Origin of the sequence: Streptomyces sp. NPDC048664, from assembly GCF_040650555.1 — a bacterium.
GTDB lineage: Bacteria > Actinomycetota > Actinomycetes > Streptomycetales > Streptomycetaceae > Streptomyces.
On record NZ_JBEZHK010000012.1, the window covers coordinates 103,331 to 126,127 of the forward strand.

Genomic DNA, 22,797 nt, shown 5'->3' on the forward strand with positions numbered 1-22,797 from the left:
GAGCTAGAGAAGAGGCGACGTGACTACTGTTCTGACCCCCGCGAGCCCGCTGACGGCCGCTGACCGCTGCGACCGCTGCGGCGCCCAGGCGTACCTGCGCGTCGTCCTCATCAGTGGCGGAGAGCTGCTCTTCTGCGCCCATCACGGCCGCAAGTTCGAACCGGAACTCAAGAAGATCGCCGCTGAGATACAGGACGAGACGGAGCGGCTCACATCCGCTCCGGTGAGCGCACCCGAAGACGAGCGCTGACACCCGCGTCGACGACGAGCAGTCACCGGCGCAGAGGCCGGTGTACGGGCGGTCACTCCGATCACAGGGAGTGGCCGCCCGTCCTCGTTCCCCCATCGTTCGCACGGGCCTCTTCGACCCGTCCGGCCAAGCGCGCCGGACCCCGAAGGCCGGCAGGTGCCCCTGCGCGGGGCGCCTGCCGGTCCGGACGCGGCCGCCCCGGCGCGTGCCGGGCGCCGAGGCCCGGCACCAGGAGGGTGGCTCAGCCGCCGGCGTTCAGCGTCCGGACGACGTCGGAGACCCGTGTGTACACCCCGGGGCTCCCAGGCTGCCCACAGCCGCTCCCCCACGACACCAGCCCCACCAGTCGCCCCTTGGCGACGAGCGGGCCCCCGCTGTCCCCCTGGCAGGCGTCGTGGCCGCCCTGGGGCAGTCCCGCGCACAGCATCGAGGACGGCAGGTACTTGCCGTCCAGGCCGCCCGGATACGCCTGCGCACAGGACGCGTCCGGCAGGATCTGGAGAGCGGCGCCCCGCAGACTGTGCGCGTAGTCGGCGTCCCCTGTGGTGTCGCCCCAGCCGTAGACGGTCGCCGCCGTGCCCGGCGCGTAGGCCGGATCCCCGGCCGCCGCCATGTGGATGACGGAACCGGCCGGGAGGGGAGTGGCCAGTGTGAGCACGGCGAAGTCACCGGCGTTCGTGACGCTGCTGTACTGCGGATTGACCCAGGTCGACGCCACCGGGATCTCCTTGCCCGCGCTGGACACCAGTTCCGTGCGACCGGCGATGACCTTCAGGTCCCGCGCCTGTCCTGGTGGTGCGCCCAGGACGGCCGTGCTCATGCAGTGGGCCGCGGTCAGGACCTTGGAGCGGTCGATCACCACTCCCCCGCAGAACTGACCCGCGCGCGTACCTCCGAACCGGTCACGGCTGGCGAGGGCGACGGTCCACGGGCTCTGTGCGCTGTCGACCGGGAAGCCCCCGATGACAACGCTGTCCGCCGTCGCCGGCGCGGGGGACGCAAGCGGTATCAGGGCCGCTGCCGCTCCGGCGGCGAGTGCTCGGGCGAGGTGGCGACGCATGAGCTCTCCTCACTGTCAGATGATCGTGGAACACCCACAGTGATCCACTGCGTGCCACCGCGCACACGCAAAGGGGCCGGTTCCCGCGGGAACCGGCCCCTTCACGTCACTGAGCGAGGACTAGTCGAGGTAGTCGCGCAGCACCTGGGAGCGCGACGGGTGACGCAGCTTCGACATCGTCTTGGACTCGATCTGCCGGATGCGCTCGCGGGTGACGCCGTACACCTTGCCGATCTCGTCGAGGGTCTTGGGCTGACCGTCGGTGAGACCGAAACGCATGGAGACGACGCCCGCCTCGCGCTCGGACAGGGTGTCGAGGACCGAGTGCAGCTGCTCCTGGAGGAGCGTGAAGCTGACGGCGTCCGCAGGGACGACGGCCTCGGAGTCCTCGATGAGGTCGCCGAACTCGCTGTCTCCGTCCTCACCCAGCGGGGTGTGCAGGGAGATGGGCTCACGGCCGTACTTCTGGACCTCGATGACCTTCTCCGGGGTCATGTCGAGCTCCTTGGCCAGCTCCTCCGGGGTGGGCTCACGGCCCAGGTCCTGGAGCATCTGGCGCTGCACACGCGCGAGCTTGTTGATGACCTCGACCATGTGCACCGGGATACGGATGGTGCGGGCCTGGTCGGCCATGGCGCGGGTGATCGCCTGCCGGATCCACCAGGTGGCGTACGTGGAGAACTTGTAGCCCTTGGTGTAGTCGAACTTCTCGACCGCGCGGATCAGACCGAGGTTGCCCTCCTGGATGAGGTCCAGGAAGAGCATGCCGCGGCCGGTGTAGCGCTTGGCCAGGGAGACCACCAGGCGGAGGTTGGCCTCCAGGAGGTGGTTCTTGGCGCGGCGGCCGTCCTCGGCGATGATCTCCAGCTCGCGCTTGAGCTTGGGGGCGAGCTTGTCGGCGTTGGCGAGCTTGTCCTCGGCGAAGAGGCCGGCCTCGATCCGCTTGGCCAGCTCGACCTCCTGCTCGGCGTTGAGCAGGGGGACCTTGCCGATCTGCTTCAGGTAGTCCTTGACCGGGTCGGCGGTGGCGCCGGCCGCGGCGACCTGCTGCGCGGGCGCGTCGTCCTCGTCGTCGTCGGAGAGGACGAAGCCGGCGCTCTCGGTGCCTTCCGGCTCGTCGCCGGTCTTGCCAGGCGTCTCCTCGATGACCTCTTCCTCGAGGAGCTCGACGTCGTCCTTCTTGGCGGCGGTCTTCTTGGCGACGGTCTTCTTCGCGGCCGTCGCCTTCTTCGCGACGGTCTTCTTCGCAGCCGTCGTCTTCTTCGCGACGGTCTTCTTGGCGGACGCGTCCTCAGCCGGGTCGTCGTCGGCGACCGGCCCGGCCGGCACGACGGGGGCGGTGGCCTTCTTGGTGGTCACCGCCTTCGTCGCCACCGTCTTGGTGGCGGTGCGCTTGGCCGGACTCTTCGCTGCGACGCTCTTTCGGGTGCGCTTGGGCTCTGCGGCACTGACCATCAGCGTCACACCCTCTTCCTCGAGGATCTGGTTGAGGCTGCGCAGTACGTTCTTCCACTGAGTGGCCGGAATCTGGTCAGCTTCGAAGGCCCGACGCACATCGTCGCCGGCGATCTGCCCCTCAGCCTTTCCCCGCTCAATCAGAGCCATGACAGAGACGGACTCGGCGATCTCCGGCGGGAGCGTACGGGATGTGCTGGCCGACACGAACAACCTCTCGGAACGTTGGAAAACGGCTTCCGGCTCCGTCCAGGACGGACAGGAGCCGACCGCCGGCTTGGGGATGGGCCGACGGTTGCGGGCGGGAACCGGGGAGATGCACAGCGCCGTGAACAGCGTCTGTATTCCCTCCTCGACTGTCGCCTCTTAGGTCATCGCGCAGTTCCGTGGAGCGTTACGCCCAATCTGCGTGGCCCGGGTCACACCCCGTAACCCATCAAAAACGTCCAGACACGGGCAGAGAAGAGCCGACCGACGTCATACCCGGTGCTCGGCCGTCGACGACCCTCGCTTCACCGTCCAGTGACCCGCACTCTCTCGTACCCCGGAATCCGCAGCGTACGCCGACGCGCCCCGAAGTGCCCGGCCCGCGGCGGTACGCGTGCCGCTTCCGTCCACCCCCACGCCCCCACTCAGCCATCCGGGTGACCGACGGCCGTCGTCCGGCACGGCTCGCGACGCCACCCTGACCGGCACCCCGGTGGCCTGTCCGGGGTCCGGCGGGTTCCTGCGAGGTCCGCCGGACTCCGCCGGGTCCCGGAAGGATCCGACGGAGTCCGGCGGCAGACGATCGCCGCTCGGCGGCCACTGGCCGCCGGCGGATGCCGGACGGCCGGGGCACCCGCACCTGGTCACACCCCGCGCGGCGAGCGGTCAGTGCTCGCGGGGCGCCGGTACGACGCGCTCCACCTCGGGGTGCACGGTCAGCAGTTGACGCATGGCCGCTTCGGCGGCCGCGCCGTCACCCGACGCGAGCGCGTCGGCGATCCGGGCATGCTGGGTCAGGGAGGCGTCGCTCGGGCGGTCGCAGCCGGTGACCGGTCCGCCGGAGACCTGGAGCGCCGAGGAGACGATCCCCGAGAGGTGCTCCAGCATGCGGTTGCTCGCAACCTGGATGAGCAGCGAGTGGAACTCCGCGTCGGCGCGCGCGAAGGTCAGGGTGTCTCCCTGGCCCATGGCGTGGCCCATGATCTCGACCATGTCGCCGAGCCGCTGCTGGACGTCCTCACGGCCGTGGCCGGCGGCGAGGCGGGCGGCGAGCGGCTCGATGGTCCAGCGCAGCTCGTTGAGCTCCCGGCGCTGGTCGTCGCGCTGCGGCCCGAACGCCCGCCACTCGATGATGTCCGGGTCGAGGAGGTTCCAGTCGCTGACCGGGCGCACCCGCGTGCCGACGTTCGGGCGGGCGCTGACGAGGCCCTTGGCCTCCAGGACACGCAGCGACTCGCGGACGACGGTGCGGGACACCTCGAAGCGCTGGCCGATCTCCTCGGGGACCAGGGGGCGGTCGGCGCCCAGATCACCGGAGACGATCATCTGTCCCAGCTGCTGGACGAGTTGGCCGTGCAGCCCGCGTCCACGGCTGCCGGCGGCGCGCCGGCCGACACGGCCCAGTTCCTGGTCCGCGGTCTCCCAGGGGGGAGGTCCGACGCGGTCGGCGGCAGGCGCGTCGGGGTAGGGGTAGCGGTCGAGTTCGCCCGGTCCGGCGAGGCCGGAGTCGGCGGAGCGGGCGGCGGTCATCATGGCGTGCGCAAGGGTACTCACGTGTCCTTTGTCGGCGTCCTCTCCAACTGCCTTGAGGTCTTTGGTGAAAAGCACACGAAAGGGTGATCGCTCACCCCGTCGCAATTGACGCCTTATCGGAAAGAAATGGGCGCCTTTCGGGGAGTTGTGCGCACAGGGGTAGCGGATGAGCACGGAACGTCGTCAGCGGACCCCGCCGCGAAGCGTCATGAGCAGATACGCGCAGAGCAGGACGGCCAGGGACAAGGCCAGTGATCCACCCACGGGTTGGGTGATCATGCGCGCCGCGGCGGACAGATACCGGGAGCCGCCGAGGGGCCACGGCAGCGGCAGGAGGTCGTGGAGCCGTGCCGTGAGGCCCGTGACGGCACGCACCGGCGGCCCGGCGACCGCCTTCTGCACGAGGGGCACGACGGCGACCGGAACCGCGAGCACCACCGCCAGCCCGGCCGTCACGGATCGGAACACGCCCGCCGCCAGCACGCCGGCCCAGGCGCACCCGACGACCAGTCCGCACCAACTCACGCCGGACAGGGCCCAGTCGGCGGGAACCGGGGCGACCTCGCGCCCGTAGAGCAGGCGCAGAGCCCCGAAGTCGAGGCAGGCCGTGAGGACGGCCAGGGCCAGCGCGGCGGCTCCCGCGACCAGGAGCTTCGCGGTGAGCAGCCCCAGACGTCGGGGGACGTTCCCGCGCTGCGCCGCCAGAGCGGGGTGGCGGAACTCGTCGCCGAACGCGAGGGCGCCGAGCAGCCCCGAGCCGAGCGCGGCGGGCGGCAGCGGGAGGTCCCCCGGCCAGGCCGCGATCAGCCGGCGCTGCGGGGTGTGCCCGACACGAGCGGCCAGTACGGACACCAGGACGGAGGCGACGAGCACGACGGCCGCGACGAGGTAGATCGTGGCCACTCCGGTGGCGCGGCGCAGCTCGTAGCGGAGCGGGCGCAGGGGGCTCGGGGCGACGCGGACCGTCACGGGCGGGGCCGGCGCGGGCACGTCGCCCGACGGCGGCGCTCCGCCGGTCAGGGCAGGGGAACGAGGGGCAGGAGCAGACACAGGGGTGGCGGTGGAGGCGGACGAAGGCGGGGACGGGGCACAGGCGACGGTGTCACCCACCCCTGGGCCCATGTCCGCGATCTCATCGGCGAGTTGGTGGATCAGGATCGTGCTCCGGAAAGCGACCTCTCCGACCTCGGCGCATGTACTTCCGTACACCGACAGCCGATTGCCCTCCTCGTGGACGACCTCTACGGAGCGCTGCGCCGCTCTGGCCTCCTTGGCGAGCAGGGCGCCCAGACGGGCGGCGTGAGGGCTGCGCACGGCGACGCGTGGCCGCAGGCGGGTGCGGGCGAACTCGACGGCCTCCTGGGCGGCGACCAGCCGGCCCCGGTCCAGCGTCACGACGCGATCCGCGGTGCGCGCCGCCTCCTTGGGATCGCGGGTGGCGAACAGGACGGTGCCCCCCGCGCGCGCGTGCGCACGCAGCCGGTCGTGCAGCCAGCGCCCCTCCTGGGCGGAGAGGCCGTCCGCGGGGTCGTCGAGCACGAGCGCGTGGGGGTCGGCGATCAATGCGCAGGCGAGGCCGAGACGGCGGTCCATGCCACGCGAGAGTGTGCTCAGCCGCTCGTTGCGCAGACCGACGAGGCCGACCGCGTCGAGGACTTCGTCGGCGCGGCGCACGGGCACACCGGCGGCGCAGCAGAGCATGCGCAGTTGTCCGCGGACCGTGCGAGCGGGATGGCCGGGGACATCGCCGAGGAGGACGCCCACCTCCCGGCAGGGGTGGGCGGCCCGGTGCAGCGGAAGGCCTCGGAAGTAGGTGATGCCGCGACCCGGTTGGAGTTCGAGCATGAGTCTGAGCGCCACCGTCTTGCCCGCACCGGGGGCTCCGAGGAGCGCGGTCACCTGGCCCGGCCGCGCCTCGAAGGACACGTCGTCGACGGCGGGCGGCAGCTCCTTGCGGGGGGTACCGGTCAGTCCGATCGCCTGAATCATTTACAACAAGATATCGCGGAATGTCCGCTTTTTCGGTTACCTCGACGTGTCCCGCCACCCGGCAGTCGGAGCTTCCGGGCGAGGGTCGACCGGCGTGAGCACGCCGAGGCGGTCCTCGATCTCCTGCGCGGCGGCCAAGCACAGGTCCTCCCGGAACGCGCGCCCGATGACCTGCACGCCGGTCGGCAGCCCGTCGCCGACTCCGGTGGGTACGGCGACCGCGGGAACGCCCACAAAGCTGGTCACCGTGCACAGGCGCATGCCCTCGGCGACCCGTTCCCGTCCCGCTTCGTCGCGTGACTCCAGGCCCGGCTCGACGGGCGGCTCGGTGAACACCGGTCCGAGCAGCAGCGGGTACTCGTCGAGGAACTCCGCCCAGGAGCGGCGGATGCCGAACCAGGTCCCCATCAGCTTCGTGAGCTCCGCGGCGCTCGCGGGCGGAGTCTTCTTCATGGCCATCTCGATGTAGCGGTCTCCGCCTTCGCCGAGCAGTGTGCGCACCACCGGCCAGGTCGGCGCGAACTCGGTCACGGTGATCCGGCCGTACGCCTCGAGCGCCTCGGCCATCCGCGGAACGTCCGTCACCTCCCGCACGTCGTACCCGGCGTCGCGCAAGGCGTCCGCTGCCGCCGCGACGGCCCCGCGGACCGCGGGGTGGACGCCGCGACCTCCGGGATCGGCGACAACCGCGACCTTGACCGGCCCCGGCAGCGGCTCGCCGTACAGGGGTGCCGGTACGGCCCGCGGGTCCCGCGGGTCGGTCCCGGCCAGCGCCTCGTACGCCAGTCGCAGGTCGGCGACGGTGCGGGCGAGGGGGCCGTCGGTGACCAGCATCTGCGAGGCCGGTCCGGGGTCGTCCGGGCCGAGGACGCGGTGGTCGGCGGGGAACCGCCCGGCGGTCGGCTTCAGCCCCGCCACACCGCAGAACGAGGCAGGGATCCGTACGGATCCACCGGAATCGTTGCCGAGACCGAGCGCGGCCATGCCGGTGGCGACGGCCACTCCGTCGCCTCCACTGCTGCCACCCGGAGTCCGGCTCCGGTCCCACGGGTTGACGGTGTCGCCGAACAACTCGCTGCGGGTGTGCATCCCGGCCAGGATCAGGGTGGGCATGTTGCTGTGCCCGATCGGTATGGCCCCGGCCGCGCGAAGCCGGGCCACCGGAGGCGCGTCCGCCGACGCCACCAGGTCGCGGAAACGTGGCGTTCCGAGCGTGGTCGGCACCCCTTCGACGGCGGTGGACTCCTTCACCGTGAACGGCACGCCGGCCAACGGTCCGAGCACGTCGCCCGCCGCCCGCCGCCGGTCCGCCTGGCCCGCGGCCTCACGGGCTCGCTCGGCCATCAGTTGCGTGACCGCGTTGACCTGCGGGTTGACCTCGGCGATGCGTTCCAGGTGGCTGTCGACCAGTTCGAGCGCCGATATCTCGCCGCCTCGGACCGCCTCCGCCTGGGCCGCAGCCGTCATTGCCCACAGGGCGTCCTGCCTGATCATCGTGCTCCCCGTTCCTGTGCCGACGTGTTCGTGCACGAACCATAGCCCGGAAGCGATACGATCGTATCGAAATAAGGAGGCCGACCGCGCATGCCCAAACAGGTGGACTACGAAAACCGACGCCGCCGGATCGCCGAGGCCGTCTTTCTCCTTTCCGACGAGCACGGACCGGAGGGAGTGAGCATGCGCGACGTCGCCGCCCGCGCACAGGTCTCTCTGGGCGCTGTCCAACGCTGCTTCCGCAGCAAGGAGGAGATGCTCCTGTTCGCCGTCGACCACGTCGGCGAACGCATCACCGAACGCGTGAGGGCACGCCTGGCCGCCGGCCCGGCCCAGTCGGCCGCCACCGCCCTGGGCCACGCGGTCGACGAGATCGCCCTGCTTCGCGAAGAACACCGCGCCGAAGCACGGATCTGGCTCGCCTTCGTCGCCCGGGCCGCGGTCGACGAGCCACTCGCCCGCCCGCTGAGGAACAGCTACGCGGCCCTCCAGAACCTCGTCGCCCGCCTCATCGCGGAGGCCACCGGGACGAGCCCGGCCGACGAAGGCACCGCACCGCCCGACCCGCAGGTCGAGGCCCGCACCCTGCTGGCCCTCGCCGACGGCCTCACCAGCCACGTGCTCATAGGCCACATGACCGCAGAGGAAGCCGAGGAAGTCCTGCACACACACCTGGTCGGCCTCTGGGAACGCCTCCGCGCCACCCGCCCCCGCGAGGCCGTCTGACACTGTGGGCGCCACTGGCCTGCGACGAGTGCGGCCACGCGATGCACGGGAGACCGCTGGCGGGTCACTTGTCAGCTGGTTCGCCGCTGGTCGACGACAGCCCTACCGATCAGCTGTCAGATCTCCGGACGCAGCATCGGCGGATTGAGCAGAGTCGCGCCACCGGCACGGAACAACTGCGCGGGACGCCCTCCCTGCCGGGTCGTCGTGCCGCCCGCGGGGACGAGGAAGCCGGGTGTGCCGGTCACCTTGCGGTGGAAGTTCCTCGGGTCGAGGACCACGCCCCATACCGCCTCGTAGACCCGGCGCAGCTCACCGACGGTGAACTCGGGTGGGCAGAAGGCGGTGGCGAGCGACGAGTACTCGATCTTGGAGCGCGCGCGCTCGACGCCGTCGGCCAGGATCTGCGCATGGTCGAAGGCGAGCGGCGCCGCCTGCTCCCCGTCCCTGCCGTAGCCCCCCTGCTGCAGCAGTTCCTCCACCGGCGCCCAGCGCGCGCTGTTGGCGTCGCCGCCGGCGCGGGGCGCGGGCAGGTCGGGAGCGAGCGCGAGATGGGCGACACTCACGACCCTCATCCGTGGATCGCGCTGCGGGTCGCCGTACGTCGCAAGCTGTTCCAGATGGGCGCCGTTGCCCTGCGCGGGCGCGGACGGGTCGTGTGCGCACAGGCCGGTCTCCTCGGCCAGCTCCCGTGCCGCCGCCTGCGCCAGGTCCTCGTCCGCCCGCACGAAGCCGCCCGGCAGCGCCCAGCGCCCCTGGAACGGGGACTCGCCCCTGCGCACCGCCAGAGCGCAGAGTGCGTGGCGGCGCACGGTCAGCACGACCAGGTCCACGGTGACGGCGAAGGGCGGGAACGCTGACGGGTCGTAGGGCATGCCGCGATCATAGTCGTCTTCCTGACGATAAACACTCCCTTCGGTTGTCGCTTCGGGTCCGGTCCGCTTCCTCCGGAACCAGGTCCGACCGCTCCCCCATGCTCGCAGGGCGCCCTGCCGGACGCACCGGACGCGAGGGTCCCGAAGCCGGTCGGACGGCGCCGGCGGCTCGGCCGGCCCCCGACCCGGAACGATCACGCGCCCGGGAAACGATCACGCGGTGCCCTCGCCGCCCTCCCCGTCCGGACCTCGGCGGATCGTGAACCCGTGCGAGGCGGCACCCCTTCCCGCACGCGAGGGCGCGTCGCCCCCGGTCGGGCCGCCATCGCCGGGATGCCGGGGCCGGGTGACGTCCACAGCGGGGGGACGTCGGCCCGCCTGCCCACCGTGCCGGGGCGGGCGCGCCCTGCGGCGCCGTCGGGAGGCGGCCCGACGCCCCCGCGACGTCGCGGGGGCGTCGGGCCGCAGAGCGGAACGGCCCGTCTCCCGCCCCTCCTCCCCCCGCTCCGTGCGTGCCGACCGCAGGCAGCGGCGGACGGACTCTGGATCCAGACCCTCGTTGCACGCCTGGTGCAGCAGCCGGGCGAAGAGGTAGTCCGAGTCGGCGCCCAGAGCCATGGCGAGGGCCTCACGGGCCTCGACCTCGTCGCCGGTCGACCAGGCGACCCACCCGGCGAGCGTCAGCGGCGCGGCGGCGTGCTCACTGTAGGACCGGACGCAACGGCGGGCCAGGGCACGCCACAGCCGCAGCGCCGGAGCCGCTTCCGCGCCCTCCATCCACTCCGCGGCACGATCGCGCGTCGTACGGTCCTGCAGGCCCAGGATGATGGCGGCGGCCTCGTCGTGGCCGATCAGGCCGTCGTCACGGAGGTCGACCGACCGGGCACCGGACACGGGCGGCGCGTCGGCGAGCCGCGCCATCACCCGCTCGGCCAGATCGAGCGTCTCCTGCGCGACGGCCTCACGACCCTCACCGCTCAGGATCCGCGGCGTGAGCGTCAGATTCGCGGCGTCCAGCGCGACCTCCTGCTCGAAGGCGGCGGACGTCTCCCAGGGACTGAGTCTGATCCGGAACTCCTTGAGGGTCCCGCGCACTTGGAGGCCCGCGTACGTCGCGGCGGCCGCCAGCACGGAGGTACCGGGCAGGCCCATCGCACGCCCCTCGGGCGGGCAGCAGCTCGGGTCCGGGCAGCAGTACGACCAGAAGCGGCCCTCCGAGAGGCACAGGGCCTCGACCACGGGGACGTCGAGGCTGCCGCAGGCCGTGCGCAGCGCCTGGGCCAGCGGCCGGAGGCGCTCCATCACGTCACGCCCCGTCTCCGAGGCGGCCGGCTCCTGGACCAGGTAGGCGACCATCCTTTCCGGCTTGGCCCCTCTGCGCTCGCTGCCGGCGACCAGGCCGTGCGCGAGCTGCTGGGCCACGGCCGGCCAGTCGCCCTGCTGAACGGGGATGCCGGTGCGGGCGCGCGCTCCGAACCTCCCCTGCCTCTCGCGGTCCCGCAGCGCCGCCAGCACGATGCTGTCCTCGGGGCGGTACCCGAGCAGATAGGGCAGGGCGTCAGCCAGCTCGGCCGGGGTGCGCAGCGTGACCTGGGCCTCGCCGCACGGGACCGGCGCGCCCTCGTGCCCCAGGTCGGTGAAGGGCCGGCCGCCCTCACGCGCGGAACCGCCCATGTCGCCGATACCGGAAGAACCCGCTGATTCGTCGTGATTCGTCATGCGGACACCATCTCGCGAATCGCCACGGCCCGTTCGGGCCTGTGGACAACCACCTTGTGGACAACCGCTGCGAGACAACCGACCTACGGACGACCGACCCGAGGACGACCGACCTGGGGTCGACAGGCCTGGGGACGACCGCTCACCCCGATGCGGCGAGCACCAAGGGCAGGACCTGTCCGCCGCCTGCCCGGCGGAGCAGGCGGGCGGCGACGGCAAGGGTCCAGCCCGAGTCGGTGTAGTCGTCCACCAGCAGAAGGGGCCCCGGAGTCCGGCTCAGGGCGTCCGCCAGGTCCTGAGGGACGGTGAAGGCCCCGGACAGCGCCCTGAGGCGTTGGGCGGAGTTGCTGCGGCGCGGCGCGTGCCCGGTGTCCGGCGCGGTGTACGCCAGGGAGCCCAGATGGGGAATGCGGCCGACGGTCGCGATTCCCCGGGCCAGGGAGGCCACCAGTTCCGGCCTGGCCAGGGAGGGCACGCAGACGACTCCCACCGGTCTGGCGACGGCGTCCGGGCCGTTCGCCGCCCAGCCGCCCGGGGAGCGCGCCCAGTCGGCGAGCACGTCCACCGCCGCCCGCAGGACGTCGTCGGGGACCGGCCCGTCCGGCGCGTTCTCGGCCAGGAGCGGGCGCAGCCGGTTGCCCCAGCCGATGTCCGAGAGCCGGCCCAGGGCGCGCCCGGTGGCGCACTGCTCCGCCGCCGGGATGCGCCCCTTGAGCTCGATGCCCAGTGCGGGCATCCCGGTCGGCCACATCCGGCGGGGCTCCACCTCCACCCCGGGGCGGTCCAGTTCCTTCACCGCCGCGGTCAGGGTCTCGGCCGAGACGGAGGAATCGGCCCACGCCCCCGCACAGTTGTCGCAGCGGCCGCAGGGCGCCGCCCCCTCGTCGTCCAGCTGCCGCCGCAGGAACTCCATCCGGCACTGATCCGTGCTCACGTAGTCGCGCATGGCCTGCTGTTCGGCCGCCCGCTGCCGCGCGACCCACGCGTAGCGCTCCGCGTCGTAGACCCATTCCTCGCCGGTGGTGATCCAGCCGCCCTTCACCCGCTTGACCGCCCCGTCCACGTCGAGGACCTTGAGCATGGTCTCCAGCCGGGTGCGCCGCAGGTCGACGACGGCCTCCAGGGCCGGCACGGACAGCGGACGCCCCGCCTCGGCCAGGGCGGCGAGGGTCTGGCGCACCTGCGCCTCGGGCGGAAAGGCCGTGTCGGCGAAGTAACGCCAGATGGCCGCGTCCTCCTTGCCCGGCAGCAGCAGCACCTCGGCGTGGGCCACACCGCGGCCCGCGCGGCCCACCTGCTGGTAGTAGGCGATCGGGGAGGACGGTGAGCCCAGGTGCACCACGAAGCCCAGGTCCGGCTTGTCGAAGCCCATGCCCAACGCCGACGTCGCGACCAGCGCCTTGACCCGGTTGCCCAGGAGGTCCGCCTCGGCCTGCAGACGGTCCGCGTTCTCGGTGCGTCCCGTGTACGACGCCACCGGGAAGCCGCGCTGCCTCAGATAGGCGGTGGCCTCCTCGGCCGCGGCGACGGTGAGGGCGTAGATGATCCCCGAGCCGGGCAACTCGTCCAGGTGCTCGGCGAGCCAGCCCAGACGGTGGGCGGCGTCCGGCAGTCGCACCACGCCCAACCTCAGGCTCTCCCGCTCCAGGGGGCCCCGCAGCACCAACGCCTCGCCCGCGCCCGTCCCCAACTGCTCGGCCACGTCGGCGGTGACCCGCGCGTTCGCGGTCGCGGTCGTGGCCAGCACCGGCACACCGGGAGCGAGCTCGGCGAGCATCGCCCGCAGCCGGCGGTAGTCGGGGCGGAAGTCATGGCCCCAGTCGGAGATGCAGTGCGCCTCGTCGACCACGAGCAGACCGGTCGTGGCCGCGAGTTTGGGCAGCGTCTGGTCCCGGAAGTCGACGGAGTTGAGGCGCTCCGGGCTCACCAGGAGGACGTCGGTCTCGCCGCGCTCCACCTCCTCGTGGATGGCGTCCCACTCCTCGGGGTTGGCCGAGTTGATCGTGCGCGCCCTGATCCCGGCGCGTGCCGCCGACTCGACCTGGTTGCGCATCAGCGCCAGCAGCGGCGAGACGATCACCGTCGGTCCGCAGCCGCGCCGGCGCAGCAGGGCGGTCGCCACGAAGTACACCGCCGACTTGCCCCAGCCGGTGCGCTGCACCACAAGGGCACGCCGGCGCTCCTGGACCAGGGCGGCCACCGCCTGCCACTGGTCCTCCCGCAGCCGGGCCGAACCCCCCGGCCCGCCGACGAGCTCGGCGAGGATGGCATCGGCTTCGGCGCGGAGCTCCAGATCGTCCATGCCCCCATGCAACCCGACGGCACTGACAATCGGCCACTTCACCGCGAGTGATAGCGTGGTCACAGCACGTCGACGGACCGGGGACGGCCCAAGAGCGGACCGGGAGCGGACCGGGAACGGCCCGGGAACGGGTCGAGACCGACGGCCTGAGGCATCGAGGCCGGGTCGGCAGGGCGCGCCGGCCCGTCGGGGCGGGGTGCCGCGACGGGGGTGCGCGACGTCGCACGGTGAGACGTTCACCCTGGTCCTGGCCGCGTCCGCGTGCCCTCCCCGCTCCCGGGGAACGCGGCGGGAGGGCCGGGGGTACGCGGGGCGCGGGGGCGAGGGAGGGGATATAGGCCACAGATCACCTGAAACCGGTCGGGCGCCTCAATTGCTCGTTGCCGCATTCCAGTTCGACGGCGAGAATTGAAGTCCACTCCCCGCACGGCTCGTCGACAGTCCGTCAGGGCTCCGCCGTGGTGTGCGCTTCCCCAGTCCGACCCCGCCAGTCCGACCCCGCCCCCCATGTGGGCGCGCAGCCGAAGGGAGGATCGTGACCTTCGGATTCGCTTCGTCACCGGCGGCATCCCCGTCGGGTCCAGGCGGGTCGTCCGCCGCTTCCGCCAACCCTCTGGTGCGGATGCTCGAACCGGCGGAGTGGGCGGCCGCGGGCATTCCGCTGCTGCGCGACCCCCGGGAAGTGGTGAGCGGGCTGCACGCCCGGCACCGGCCTCGGCCGGCCACCGCCGTGGTGGCCGTCCTCGATCCGGACGAACGCCTGCGGGCAAGCGCCTCGTTCATCCGCAGACCCGCCCCGGCGGACGGCTGGATGTTCCGTAACGCGCTGCTCGACCAGTTGCGTCGCGTCATCCCGCACGACCTGCGGCGCCGCACTCCGGCGCGCACCGCGGTACTGCTCTACTGCCGGGAGGGCGAGGCGGGTTGGACGGAGGAGGACGGAGCGTGGATGTGGGGTCTGCGCGACGCGTGTACGTTGCACGGCCTGCGCTGCGGCGCGTACATCACGCTGACCCGCGACGGCTGGCAGGTCCTCGGCGAGGGCCGCGGCGGACGCCGCCCGAACTCGGACTCGCCTGCCGAGGCGTTCGACCTGCTGGGGGCACCGCCTCCGCGACCGCGCACCGGAGGTGCCGGCTCGGAGGTGCTGCGCCGGGCCGCCGCCCGCTGACCTGTACGGTCACGCCGGAGGGGCGCCGTACAGGTGCCGCCGATGCGGCACCCGACGCGACGTCCCGGACCGCTCAGACGCCCGCGCCCAGCACCGAGTTGATCTGCTCGGGGTCACCGCAGACGATCAGCAGGGCACCCGCCCGGCCGCGGGCCAACGGCAGGGCGGCGGCGACGGAGTCACCGGTTCCTCCGTTGACGGCGACCACGACCACCGGACGGACGGCGGCACGGGACACGACGGCGGCTGCGGCGTAGAACACGTCGTCACCGGCGTCGTGCTGCCCCCAGTAGGCGACCTCACCGAAGGACAGTTCGTGCGCCGCCCACGGGTGCGGGTCGCCGGTGGTGATCACCAGCACGTCGCCGGGGGCGCGGCCGGCCTCCAGCAACAGGTCGACGGCTTCCTCGGCGGCGTCCAGCGCGCCCTCGGCGGAAGCCGGAATCAGCTGGATCTGCGCCGTGGCCGCCGCGGTGGGCGGCTCGGGCTTGGCAGCTGCCGGCTCGCGCGAAGTGCGCTGGGCCGGCATCGGCCGTGCGGGCCCCGGACGGCCTGGACGTGCCGGGGCAGCCGGGCGGGGGCCGGGAACGGGACGAGGGGTCGGCGCGGTACGTCCGCCAGTGGCGGCGCGGGGACCCTGGGCACTCTCGTGAATCTGAGGCTCCTCGGGAATGAGAGGCATGAGCTGATTTTTATCAAACGCCGGTGCGACAAGCCTCGGCGGGTGGGGTTGGGTGGGATCGGAACGCGGGTCAGAAGTCGAAGCCCAACTGGCCTTCGATCTCCGGTGCGTTTCCGGCCACCCAGCTGCGGACCTTCTTGAGATGCCGCCACTGGGGCAGCGCATCAAGATACGCCCACGACAAACGGTGGTACGGGGTGGGGCCCCGGTCCTCCAGTGCGGCCCGATGCACGGGAGAGGGATACCCGGCGTTGGCCGCAAAGGCGAAGTCTGCATGGTCGACGCCCAGTTCGGCCATCATTTTGTCACGATGGACCTTGGCGATGACCGAGGCGGCCGCAACGACCACACACGACTGATCGCCCTTGATCACCGTACGGACCTTCCAGGGCGCCCCGAGGTAGTCGTGCTTCCCGTCGAGGATGACCGCGTCCGGGCGTACGGGCAGCGCCTCAAGGGCGCGGACCGCCGCGAGCCGGAGGGCCGCGGTCATCCCCAGGTCGTCGATCTCCTCTGGGGAGGCGTCCCCGAGCGCGTACGCGGTCACCCACTCCTTGAGCAGCGGCGCCAACTCGGTACGCCGTTTGGCGGTCAGCAGCTTGGAGTCGGTGAGGCCCTCGGGCGGTCGACGCAGGCCCGTGACCGCCGCGCAGACGGTGACCGGGCCGGCCCACGCGCCGCGCCCCACCTCATCGACACCGGCGATGACCTTCGCTCCGGTCGTTGCGCGAAGGGAGCGCTCGACGGTGTGAGTAGGTGGTTCGTACGGCATGGCGCCCCTAGCCTACGCCGCCTGGATCTCCTCGCGACACCCCGGTTCCCCTCACCTCGCCGGCGGCCGCACGGATTCGCACCCGCACAGCGTCGAGCGAGGACCGAGCGAAGACCGCTCCGGGGTGGAGGTTCGGCGGAAGCGGAGGCCGGCGGGGTCCGGAAGCACGGTCACGTCACCGACATCGGACGTCCGGCGCCGCCACGGGTGCCCGTGAGCCCCTTCGGCGCCGGTCGTCCATGGCAGGGCCCGCACGACCGCCACCGGGCAAGGGACTTGACGACGTAGCATCCGCAACGCCTCCCCCGACGGCGCGGGATCGTACGTGCACAGGGCGCATGCGGGCGAGCCGGCAACGCGGCGAGGTGCCGTGGCGGTCGTCGCGCGCCCGCTGTGGGACACGGGGCTGCCCTCAGGTCGACGGCGGCGCCCACCGCGGCAGTGGCTCCGTGCGCCGCAGCCACTCCTCGGGCGGCGACCCGGCCGTCCCGGCGGCGAGCACCCCGCCCACGATGGCGCAGTTCGTGTCCACGTCGCCGCCGACCTGCGCGGTCGACCAGAACGCCTGCTCGTAGTCACCGAGGGCGCGCGCGGCCGACCACAGCGCGAAGGGCACCGTGTCGTGCGCCGTCGTACGCCGTCCGCAGCCCAGCACCGCCGCCACGGTCGTCGCGTCGGAGTAGTCCAGCATGTCCCGCGCCCTGCGCAGCCCCGCTCCGACGGCGCTCTTCGGGACGAGCGCGACGACACCGTCCAGCAGGGCCGCGGGGGTGGGAAGCCCTGCCGGGTCGGCGGCCAGGGCGGCCGCCGCGGCGACGGCCATGGCTCCCACCACGGCCTCCCGGTGCTGGTGGGTGGGGTAGGCGGAGATCTCCGCCTGATGGGTGGCCTGCTCGGGGTCGTCGGCGTACCAGGCGCCCAGGGGCGCGATGCGCATCGCCGCGCCGTTGCCCCACGATCCGCGCCCGTCGAACAGGGCAGCGGCCAGCTCACGCCAGTCGCCGCCCTCCCGGACGAGCCTGAGCAGGCGGTTCACGGCGGGCCCGTAGCCCCGGTCGAAGTCGTGGTGCTCGGCGAACGAACGGGCCAGGTCGTCCTGGTCGACACGGCGGTGCCGGGTCAGGACGGAGACGACGGAGCAGGCCATCTCCGTGTCGTCCGTCCACTGCCATGTGCCGGGTGGCAGCTCGCGGTTCCTGAGCAAGGGGTGGTTCGCGGGGACGAAGAACTGTGAACCCAGTGCGTCCCCCACCGCCAGTCCGCGCAGGCTGGCCAGGGCGCGCTCCAGGCGCCCGTCGAATGAGGAGTCAGCGATCATCGCCCTGCCACTTTATCCGCCCGCACCGTGATCCGGCAGGGACACCCTGACCCTTCGGAGATCATCCGGTCATCCCATCCAGCTGGTCATCCCATCCAGTAGGGCTGCGGGTCACGCCAGCGCTCGAACGGACGATCGATTCGATACTTTCCGTCGTCCCCGAGGACGAGGGTGCGCGTCTCGCCGTTGCCCGGGTTCGAGAGCGATTCGAACTCCGCGACGGTCCAGTGGAACCAGCGCATGCAGAACAGACGCATGGCCAGCCCATGGGTCACCAGCAGCACGTTGGGCGGATGGTCCGGCGCCTCGAAGCTGCGGTACAGGCTCTCCAGGAAGCCGCCCACCCGGTCGTAGACGTCGGCGCCGGACTCCCCCTGGGCGAAGCGGTAGAAGAAGTGCCCGTAGGCGTCCCGGTACGCCTTCTGGAGCCGGACGTCGTCGCGGTCCTGCCAGTTCCCCCAGTCCTGCTCGCGCAACCGGGGCTCTTCGCGGATCCGCACGAGGTCGGGGTCCAGGCGGAAGGCGCGGAGGGTCTCGTGCGTACGACGGTAGGGGGACACGTACACGCTGACGTGCTCCCTGCCGAAGGCCTCACGAAGTCGCTTGCCCGTCTCCTCCGCCTGCCGCCACCCCTTCTCGGTGAGCGGCAGCGAGTGGTCGGGCTCGCGTTCGTACACGGTGTCATCGGCATTGCCCACCGACTCGCCGTGCCGGACAAGGACGATGCGCCGTGGTCGTGCCATGCCAAAACCCTAGATCGGGTGACGCCCGCACGGGCAATCGAGGGGCCTCCGTATGGCTTTCATGCCGAATTGCGCATGTTCATACGGTCCAGGCGGACTCCAGGTCGACGAGGTCACCCGTGAGCGCCGCGACATCCGCCTCCGTCTGAGCCCTCAGCGCCAGGCGCTCCACCCGCTCCTCACGGTACTTTCCGTGCTCGGCGGCCGACTGCCACATCGACAGGACCAGGAACTCGTGTCCCGGCGCCTCACCGAAGAGCCCGCGGATCATGCCCGGTGAGCCCGCCATGGCCGGGTTCCAGACCTTCTCCTGCATCAGCGCGAAATGCTCCGCCCGCTCCTCGTGCACCCTCAGGTGCGCGACCCTCACCAGGTCGGCGTCCGTGAAGCGCGGCTCGAAGCCGGTCTTCACGTCGAAGCGGTGATCGAACAGCCTGACCTGCTGGTCCTTGAACGTGCCCGACTGCGCGGCGGCCAGCCGGTCATGCGATCGCGCCATGAACGAGTCGTAGAAGGCGCGGCTCTCCCAGAACGCGAAGACATGCACCACGCCGGGCCTGCTCCGGCTCCAGCCACCACCTTGTCCCCGGAAACCCGGCTCACCCAGCAGCCCCGCCCACTTTCGCTGCCCCCGCTCGAAGCCGCGGCGGTCCACCACGGTGCAGCGAATCCACTTGACCAGCACCGCGCCATCGTAAGGCCCCGTACGCGGCAGCGGTCCTACTCCGGCCGAGTCCACCCGGGCGAGCGCAGCCGCACAGGAGGCACAATGGACAACCGGCTCTCTTTGTAAGGCAGTTCACACCGGGCGCGTGGAGAAGTCGGGGACGGGGAGGAGACGCGGGATGAGCGGTTTCAACAAGGGCATCCACAAGGTCGAGCTCGCGGTGAAGTGGGATCCGAGTCCGCCCGGCCAGCCGCCCACCGATCTCGACATCGTGGCCGCGACCTACCCGGCCTCGGCGCCTTACGGCGATCCGGCCTACGTCGTGCACTTCGACAGCCGCTCCCCCGACGGCACGATCTACCTCAACCGCGACAGCGTCGACGGCAGGGGCTTCGGCTGGGACGAGGTCATGACGATGGAACTCGACCGGCTCGACGAGCGGTACGCGCGCGTGGTGGCCGGTGTCGTCATCCAGCAGCGCACGGGCCGCAGGACGTTCGCGGGCGTGCTGAACCCCGCGTTCCGTCTGCGTGAGGGGTACACCGTCCTCGCCGGGGACCAGTTCGGCACCGTCCTCGGAGCGACGGCGGCGACCCTGGCCGAGTTCGTGCGCGACGGCTCAGGAGAGTGGGTGCTCGTCCCCGGGGTCCATGGCTACGACACGGACCCGGACGGTTTCGTCCGGGCGATGGGCGAGTCCCGCGACTCGGCGCCCCGCGACTCCTGAGCCCGCCCGGGCAGACGCCGGCGAGGGGCGCCCGGAACCGATCCGGACACCCCTCGCCACCAGCCACTACGCGAACTCGCGCCTCAGGGCGATCGCCGCGTCAAAAGCGACTCGGCCCTGTTCAGCTGCAACCGCTGGTCGAGCCGCAGCCCTCGCAGATGTAGCAGGAGCCCGCCCGCTGCATCTTCGTGCCGCAGGAGAAGCACAGCGGGGCGTCCGCCTGGATGCCCAGCTGCATCTCCACCAGCTCGGCGCTGGTGTGCGCCTGCTGCGGGGCCGGCGGTGCCGAGGCGGCCTCGGGCTTCGGCGTGGCGACCGCCTTCAGCTCCTGGGCGCGCGGCGCCGACTGGGCCAGGCCCTCCACGTCGACGTCCTCCTCGGAGGCCTCGTACGAGCCGGTCTCCAGGTGGCGCTGACGCTCGTCCGCGGAGTGGATGCCGAGCGCGGAGCGCGTCTCGAAGGGCAGGAAGTCCAGCGCCAGGCGGCGGAAGATGTAGTCGACGATCGACTGGGCCATCCGCACATCCGGGTCGTCCGTCATACCGGCCGGCTCGAAGCGCATGTTCGTGAACTTGGAGACGTAGGTCTCCAGCGGCACGCCGTACTGCAGGCCCACCGAGACGGCGATGGAGAAGGCGTCCATCATGCCAGCGAGAGTCGAACCCTGCTTGGACATCTTGAGGAAGACCTCGCCCAGACCGTCGTCCGGGTAGGAATTGGCGGTCATGTAGCCCTCGGCGCCACCGACCGTGAAGGACGTGGTGATCCCGGGACGGCCCTTGGGCAGGCGCTTGCGGACCGGGCGGTACTCGACGACCTTCTCGACCTGCGGCTCCGCGGCTTGCGCCTCGGCCTTCTCCTGCGCCGGCTCCTTCTTCTTGGCGGAGAGCGGCTGGCCGACCTTGCAGTTGTCGCGGTAGATGGCGAGCGCCTTGATGCCGAGCTTCCAGGCCTCGAAGTAGATCTCCTCGACCTCCTCGACGGACGCCGACTCCGGCATGTTGACCGTCTTGGAGATGGCGCCGGAGATCCACGGCTGGATCGCGGCCATCATCCGCACGTGGCCCATCGGGGAGATGGCACGCTCGCCCATGGCGCAGTCGAAGACCTCGTAGTGCTCCTGCTTGAGGCTCGGCGCGTCGATCACATTGCCGTGCTCGGCGATGTGGGCGACGATCGCCTCGATCTGCTCCTCCTGGTAGCCGAGGCGGCGCAGCGCCTGCGGCACGGTGCCGTTGACGATCTGCATCGAGCCGCCGCCGACCAGCTTCTTGAACTTGACCAGCGCCAGGTCGGGCTCGACACCGGTGGTGTCGCAGGACATCGCGAGACCGATGGTGCCGGTCGGCGCGAGCACGGACGCCTGGGAGTTGCGGAACCCGTTCTTCTCACCGAGGCGGAGCACGTCCTGCCAGGCCTCCGTGGCGGCGGCCCACACCGGGGTGTCCAGGTCGTCCATGCGCACGGCCGTGGTGTTGGCGTCCGCGTGCTGCTTCATGACGCGCAGGTGCGGCTGCTCGTTGCGGGCGTAGCCGTCGTAGGGGCCGACGACCGCGGCCAGCTCGGCCGAACGCTTGTACGCCGTTCCGGTCATCAGGGAGGTGATGGCGCCGGCGAGGGCGCGACCGCCGTCCGAGTCGTACGCGTGGCCGGTCGCCATGAGGAGGGCGCCGAGGTTCGCGTAGCCGATGCCGAGCTGGCGGAAGGCGCGGGTGTTCTCACCGATCTTCTGGGTCGGGAAGTCGGCGAAGCAGATCGAGATGTCCATCGCGGAGATGACCAGCTCGACGACCTTGGCGAAGCGCTCGACGTCGAAGGACTGGTTGCCCTTGCCGTCGTCCTTGAGGAACTTCATCAGGTTCAGCGAGGCGAGGTTGCAGGACGTGTTGTCCAGGTGCATGTACTCGCTGCACGGGTTCGAGCCGTTGATACGGCCGGACTCCGGGCACGTGTGCCAGTGGTTGATCGTGTCGTCGTACTGGATGCCGGGGTCGGCGCAGGCCCAAGCGGCCTCGGCCATCTTGCGGAAGAGCGCCTTGGCGTCGACCTCCTCGATGACCTCACCGGTCATCCGGGCGCGCAGCCCGAAGTTCGTGCCGCCCTCGACCGCCTTCATGAAGGTGTCGTTGACGCGAACCGAGTTGTTGGCGTTCTGGTACTGGACGGAGGTGATGTCCTCTCCGCCGAGGTCCATGTCGAAGCCCGCGTCGCGCAGCGCGCGGATCTTCGCCTCCTCGGTGACCTTGGTCTCGATGAAGTCCTCGACGTCCGGGTGGTCGACGTCCAGGATGACCATCTTGGCGGCGCGGCGGGTGGCGCCGCCCGACTTGATCGTTCCCGCCGAGGCGTCGGCGCCGCGCATGAACGAGACGGGGCCCGAGGCGTTGCCGCCGGAGGAGAGCAGCTCCTTGGAGGAGCGGATGCGGGAGAGGTTCAGGCCGGCGCCCGAGCCGCCCTTGAAGATCATGCCCTCTTCCTTGTACCAGTCGAGGATCGACTCCATGGAGTCGTCGACGGACAGGATGAAGCAGGCGGAGACCTGCTGGGGCTGCGTGGTCCCGACGTTGAACCAGACCGGGCTGTTGAAGCTGAAGATCTGGTGCAGGAGGGCGTACGCCAGCTCGTGCTCGAAGATCTCCGCGTCGGCGGGGGAGGCGAAGTACGCGTGCTCCTCGCCGGCCTTGCGGTACGTCTTCACGATGCGGTCGATCAGCTGCTTGAGGCCGGTCTCGCGCTGCGGGGTGCCGACGGCACCGCGGAAGTACTTGCTGGTGACGATGTTGACCGCGTTCACCGACCAGAACTCGGGGAACTCGACGCCACGCTGCTCGAAGTTGACCGAGCCGTCGCGCCAGTTGGTCATGACGACATCACGACGCGCCCACTCGACCTCGTCGTACGGGTGCACGCCCGGGGTCGTGTGGATGCGCTCGACACGCAGTCCCTTGGTGGCCTTCCCGCCCTTGGCCCGGGAACCTCGTGCCGGACCGCTCGCCGTCTCTGTCATGCCGCCTCCCTGTATCGGGCAAAAACGCCCTGAAGTGCCCTTTTGTTCCCAGAGCACTGTGTTCTGTCTGCTTGCCACGCGCGCCGTACAGGGCGTGCGT

General features: G+C 71.5%; 18 protein-coding genes. 4 read left to right on the forward strand and 14 right to left on the reverse strand.

Translation table 11 applies throughout. The annotated features are described in order from the left end of the window. Nucleotides 1-19 precede the first annotated feature (19 nt). Nucleotides 20-250 carry a hypothetical protein gene (locus tag AB0C59_RS15920; RefSeq protein WP_363004775.1) on the forward strand — a complete coding sequence of 77 codons (231 nt, stop codon included), beginning with the start codon at nt 20-22 and terminating at the stop codon, nt 248-250. Between the two features lie 241 nt (nt 251-491). Here AB0C59_RS15920 and AB0C59_RS15925 read toward each other — a convergent pair whose 3' ends face one another. The 5 genes from AB0C59_RS15925 to AB0C59_RS15945 form a co-directional block, all read right to left on the reverse strand. Further along, on the reverse strand, nt 492-1,310 hold the full coding sequence (locus tag AB0C59_RS15925) for a serine protease (protein ID WP_363004777.1): 819 nt from the start codon (nt 1,308-1,310) through the stop codon (nt 492-494). A 120-nt stretch (nt 1,311-1,430) separates the two neighbouring features. Beyond that, nucleotides 1,431-2,972, reverse strand: coding sequence for an RNA polymerase sigma factor (locus AB0C59_RS15930; protein ID WP_363004779.1), 1,542 nt, complete (start codon nt 2,970-2,972; stop codon nt 1,431-1,433). Nucleotides 2,973-3,638: 666 nt separating this feature from the next. Next, on the reverse strand, nt 3,639-4,526 hold the full coding sequence (locus AB0C59_RS15935) for a FadR/GntR family transcriptional regulator (protein WP_363004781.1): 888 nt from the start codon (nt 4,524-4,526) through the stop codon (nt 3,639-3,641). A gap of 162 nt (nt 4,527-4,688) precedes the next feature. After that, on the reverse strand, nt 4,689-6,494 hold the full coding sequence (locus tag AB0C59_RS15940; RefSeq protein WP_363004783.1) for an ATP-binding cassette domain-containing protein: 1,806 nt from the start codon (nt 6,492-6,494) through the stop codon (nt 4,689-4,691). Nucleotides 6,495-6,530: 36 nt separating this feature from the next. Further along, nucleotides 6,531-7,988: an amidase gene (locus tag AB0C59_RS15945; RefSeq protein ID WP_363004785.1), complete on the reverse strand. Its 1,458-nt coding sequence runs from the start codon at nt 7,986-7,988 to the stop codon at nt 6,531-6,533. Between the two features lie 90 nt (nt 7,989-8,078). On the opposite strand from AB0C59_RS15945, the gene AB0C59_RS15950 reads away from it, so the two are divergent. Next, entirely contained in the window at nt 8,079-8,714 is a 636-nt protein-coding gene (locus tag AB0C59_RS15950; protein WP_363004787.1) for a TetR/AcrR family transcriptional regulator, read from the forward strand. Between the two features lie 116 nt (nt 8,715-8,830). Here the strand turns inward: AB0C59_RS15950 and AB0C59_RS15955 are convergent, their stop codons facing one another. The 3 genes from AB0C59_RS15955 to AB0C59_RS15965 all read right to left on the reverse strand — a co-directional run bounded on the left by AB0C59_RS15955 (nt 8,831) and on the right by AB0C59_RS15965 (nt 13,610). Beyond that, the gene (locus tag AB0C59_RS15955) at nt 8,831-9,589 is read right to left on the reverse strand and encodes an NUDIX domain-containing protein (protein ID WP_363004789.1); all 759 of its coding nucleotides are present in this window, start codon (nt 9,587-9,589) and stop codon (nt 8,831-8,833) included. Nucleotides 9,590-9,802: 213 nt separating this feature from the next. Then, nucleotides 9,803-11,308, reverse strand: a complete 1,506-nt coding sequence (locus tag AB0C59_RS15960) for a DUF4192 domain-containing protein (RefSeq protein WP_363004791.1) — start codon at nt 11,306-11,308, stop codon at nt 9,803-9,805. 142 nt (nt 11,309-11,450) lie between these two features. Beyond that, nucleotides 11,451-13,610 (reverse strand): DEAD/DEAH box helicase, encoded by a 2,160-nt coding sequence (locus AB0C59_RS15965; protein ID WP_363004793.1) that lies wholly within the window; start codon nt 13,608-13,610, stop codon nt 11,451-11,453. 535 nt (nt 13,611-14,145) lie between these two features. On the opposite strand from AB0C59_RS15965, the gene AB0C59_RS15970 reads away from it, so the two are divergent. Then, nucleotides 14,146-14,781, forward strand: a complete 636-nt coding sequence (locus tag AB0C59_RS15970) for a hypothetical protein (RefSeq protein ID WP_363004795.1) — start codon at nt 14,146-14,148, stop codon at nt 14,779-14,781. A 73-nt stretch (nt 14,782-14,854) separates the two neighbouring features. On the opposite strand, the gene AB0C59_RS15975 is transcribed toward AB0C59_RS15970, so the two are convergent. The 5 genes from AB0C59_RS15975 to AB0C59_RS15995 all read right to left on the reverse strand — a co-directional run bounded on the left by AB0C59_RS15975 (nt 14,855) and on the right by AB0C59_RS15995 (nt 18,981). Next, nucleotides 14,855-15,463: a hypothetical protein gene (locus AB0C59_RS15975; RefSeq protein ID WP_363004797.1), complete on the reverse strand. Its 609-nt coding sequence runs from the start codon at nt 15,461-15,463 to the stop codon at nt 14,855-14,857. Between the two features lie 70 nt (nt 15,464-15,533). Beyond that, entirely contained in the window at nt 15,534-16,235 is a 702-nt protein-coding gene (locus AB0C59_RS15980) for a ribonuclease HII (protein ID WP_363004799.1), read from the reverse strand. A gap of 412 nt (nt 16,236-16,647) precedes the next feature. Continuing rightward, nucleotides 16,648-17,553 carry an ADP-ribosylglycohydrolase family protein gene (locus AB0C59_RS15985; RefSeq protein ID WP_363004800.1) on the reverse strand — a complete coding sequence of 302 codons (906 nt, stop codon included), beginning with the start codon at nt 17,551-17,553 and terminating at the stop codon, nt 16,648-16,650. A gap of 86 nt (nt 17,554-17,639) precedes the next feature. Further along, the gene (locus AB0C59_RS15990) at nt 17,640-18,296 is read right to left on the reverse strand and encodes a histidine phosphatase family protein (RefSeq protein ID WP_363004801.1); all 657 of its coding nucleotides are present in this window, start codon (nt 18,294-18,296) and stop codon (nt 17,640-17,642) included. A 79-nt stretch (nt 18,297-18,375) separates the two neighbouring features. Continuing rightward, nucleotides 18,376-18,981, reverse strand: coding sequence for a YdbC family protein (locus AB0C59_RS15995; RefSeq protein ID WP_363004803.1), 606 nt, complete (start codon nt 18,979-18,981; stop codon nt 18,376-18,378). Between the two features lie 160 nt (nt 18,982-19,141). Between AB0C59_RS15995 and AB0C59_RS16000 the strand changes: the two genes are divergently transcribed. Next, the gene (locus tag AB0C59_RS16000; protein WP_363004805.1) at nt 19,142-19,690 is read left to right on the forward strand and encodes a TerD family protein; all 549 of its coding nucleotides are present in this window, start codon (nt 19,142-19,144) and stop codon (nt 19,688-19,690) included. Between the two features lie 121 nt (nt 19,691-19,811). Here AB0C59_RS16000 and AB0C59_RS16005 read toward each other — a convergent pair whose 3' ends face one another. Continuing rightward, the gene (locus AB0C59_RS16005; RefSeq protein ID WP_363004807.1) at nt 19,812-22,697 is read right to left on the reverse strand and encodes a vitamin B12-dependent ribonucleotide reductase; all 2,886 of its coding nucleotides are present in this window, start codon (nt 22,695-22,697) and stop codon (nt 19,812-19,814) included. Between the last annotated feature and the right edge of the window lie 100 nt (nt 22,698-22,797).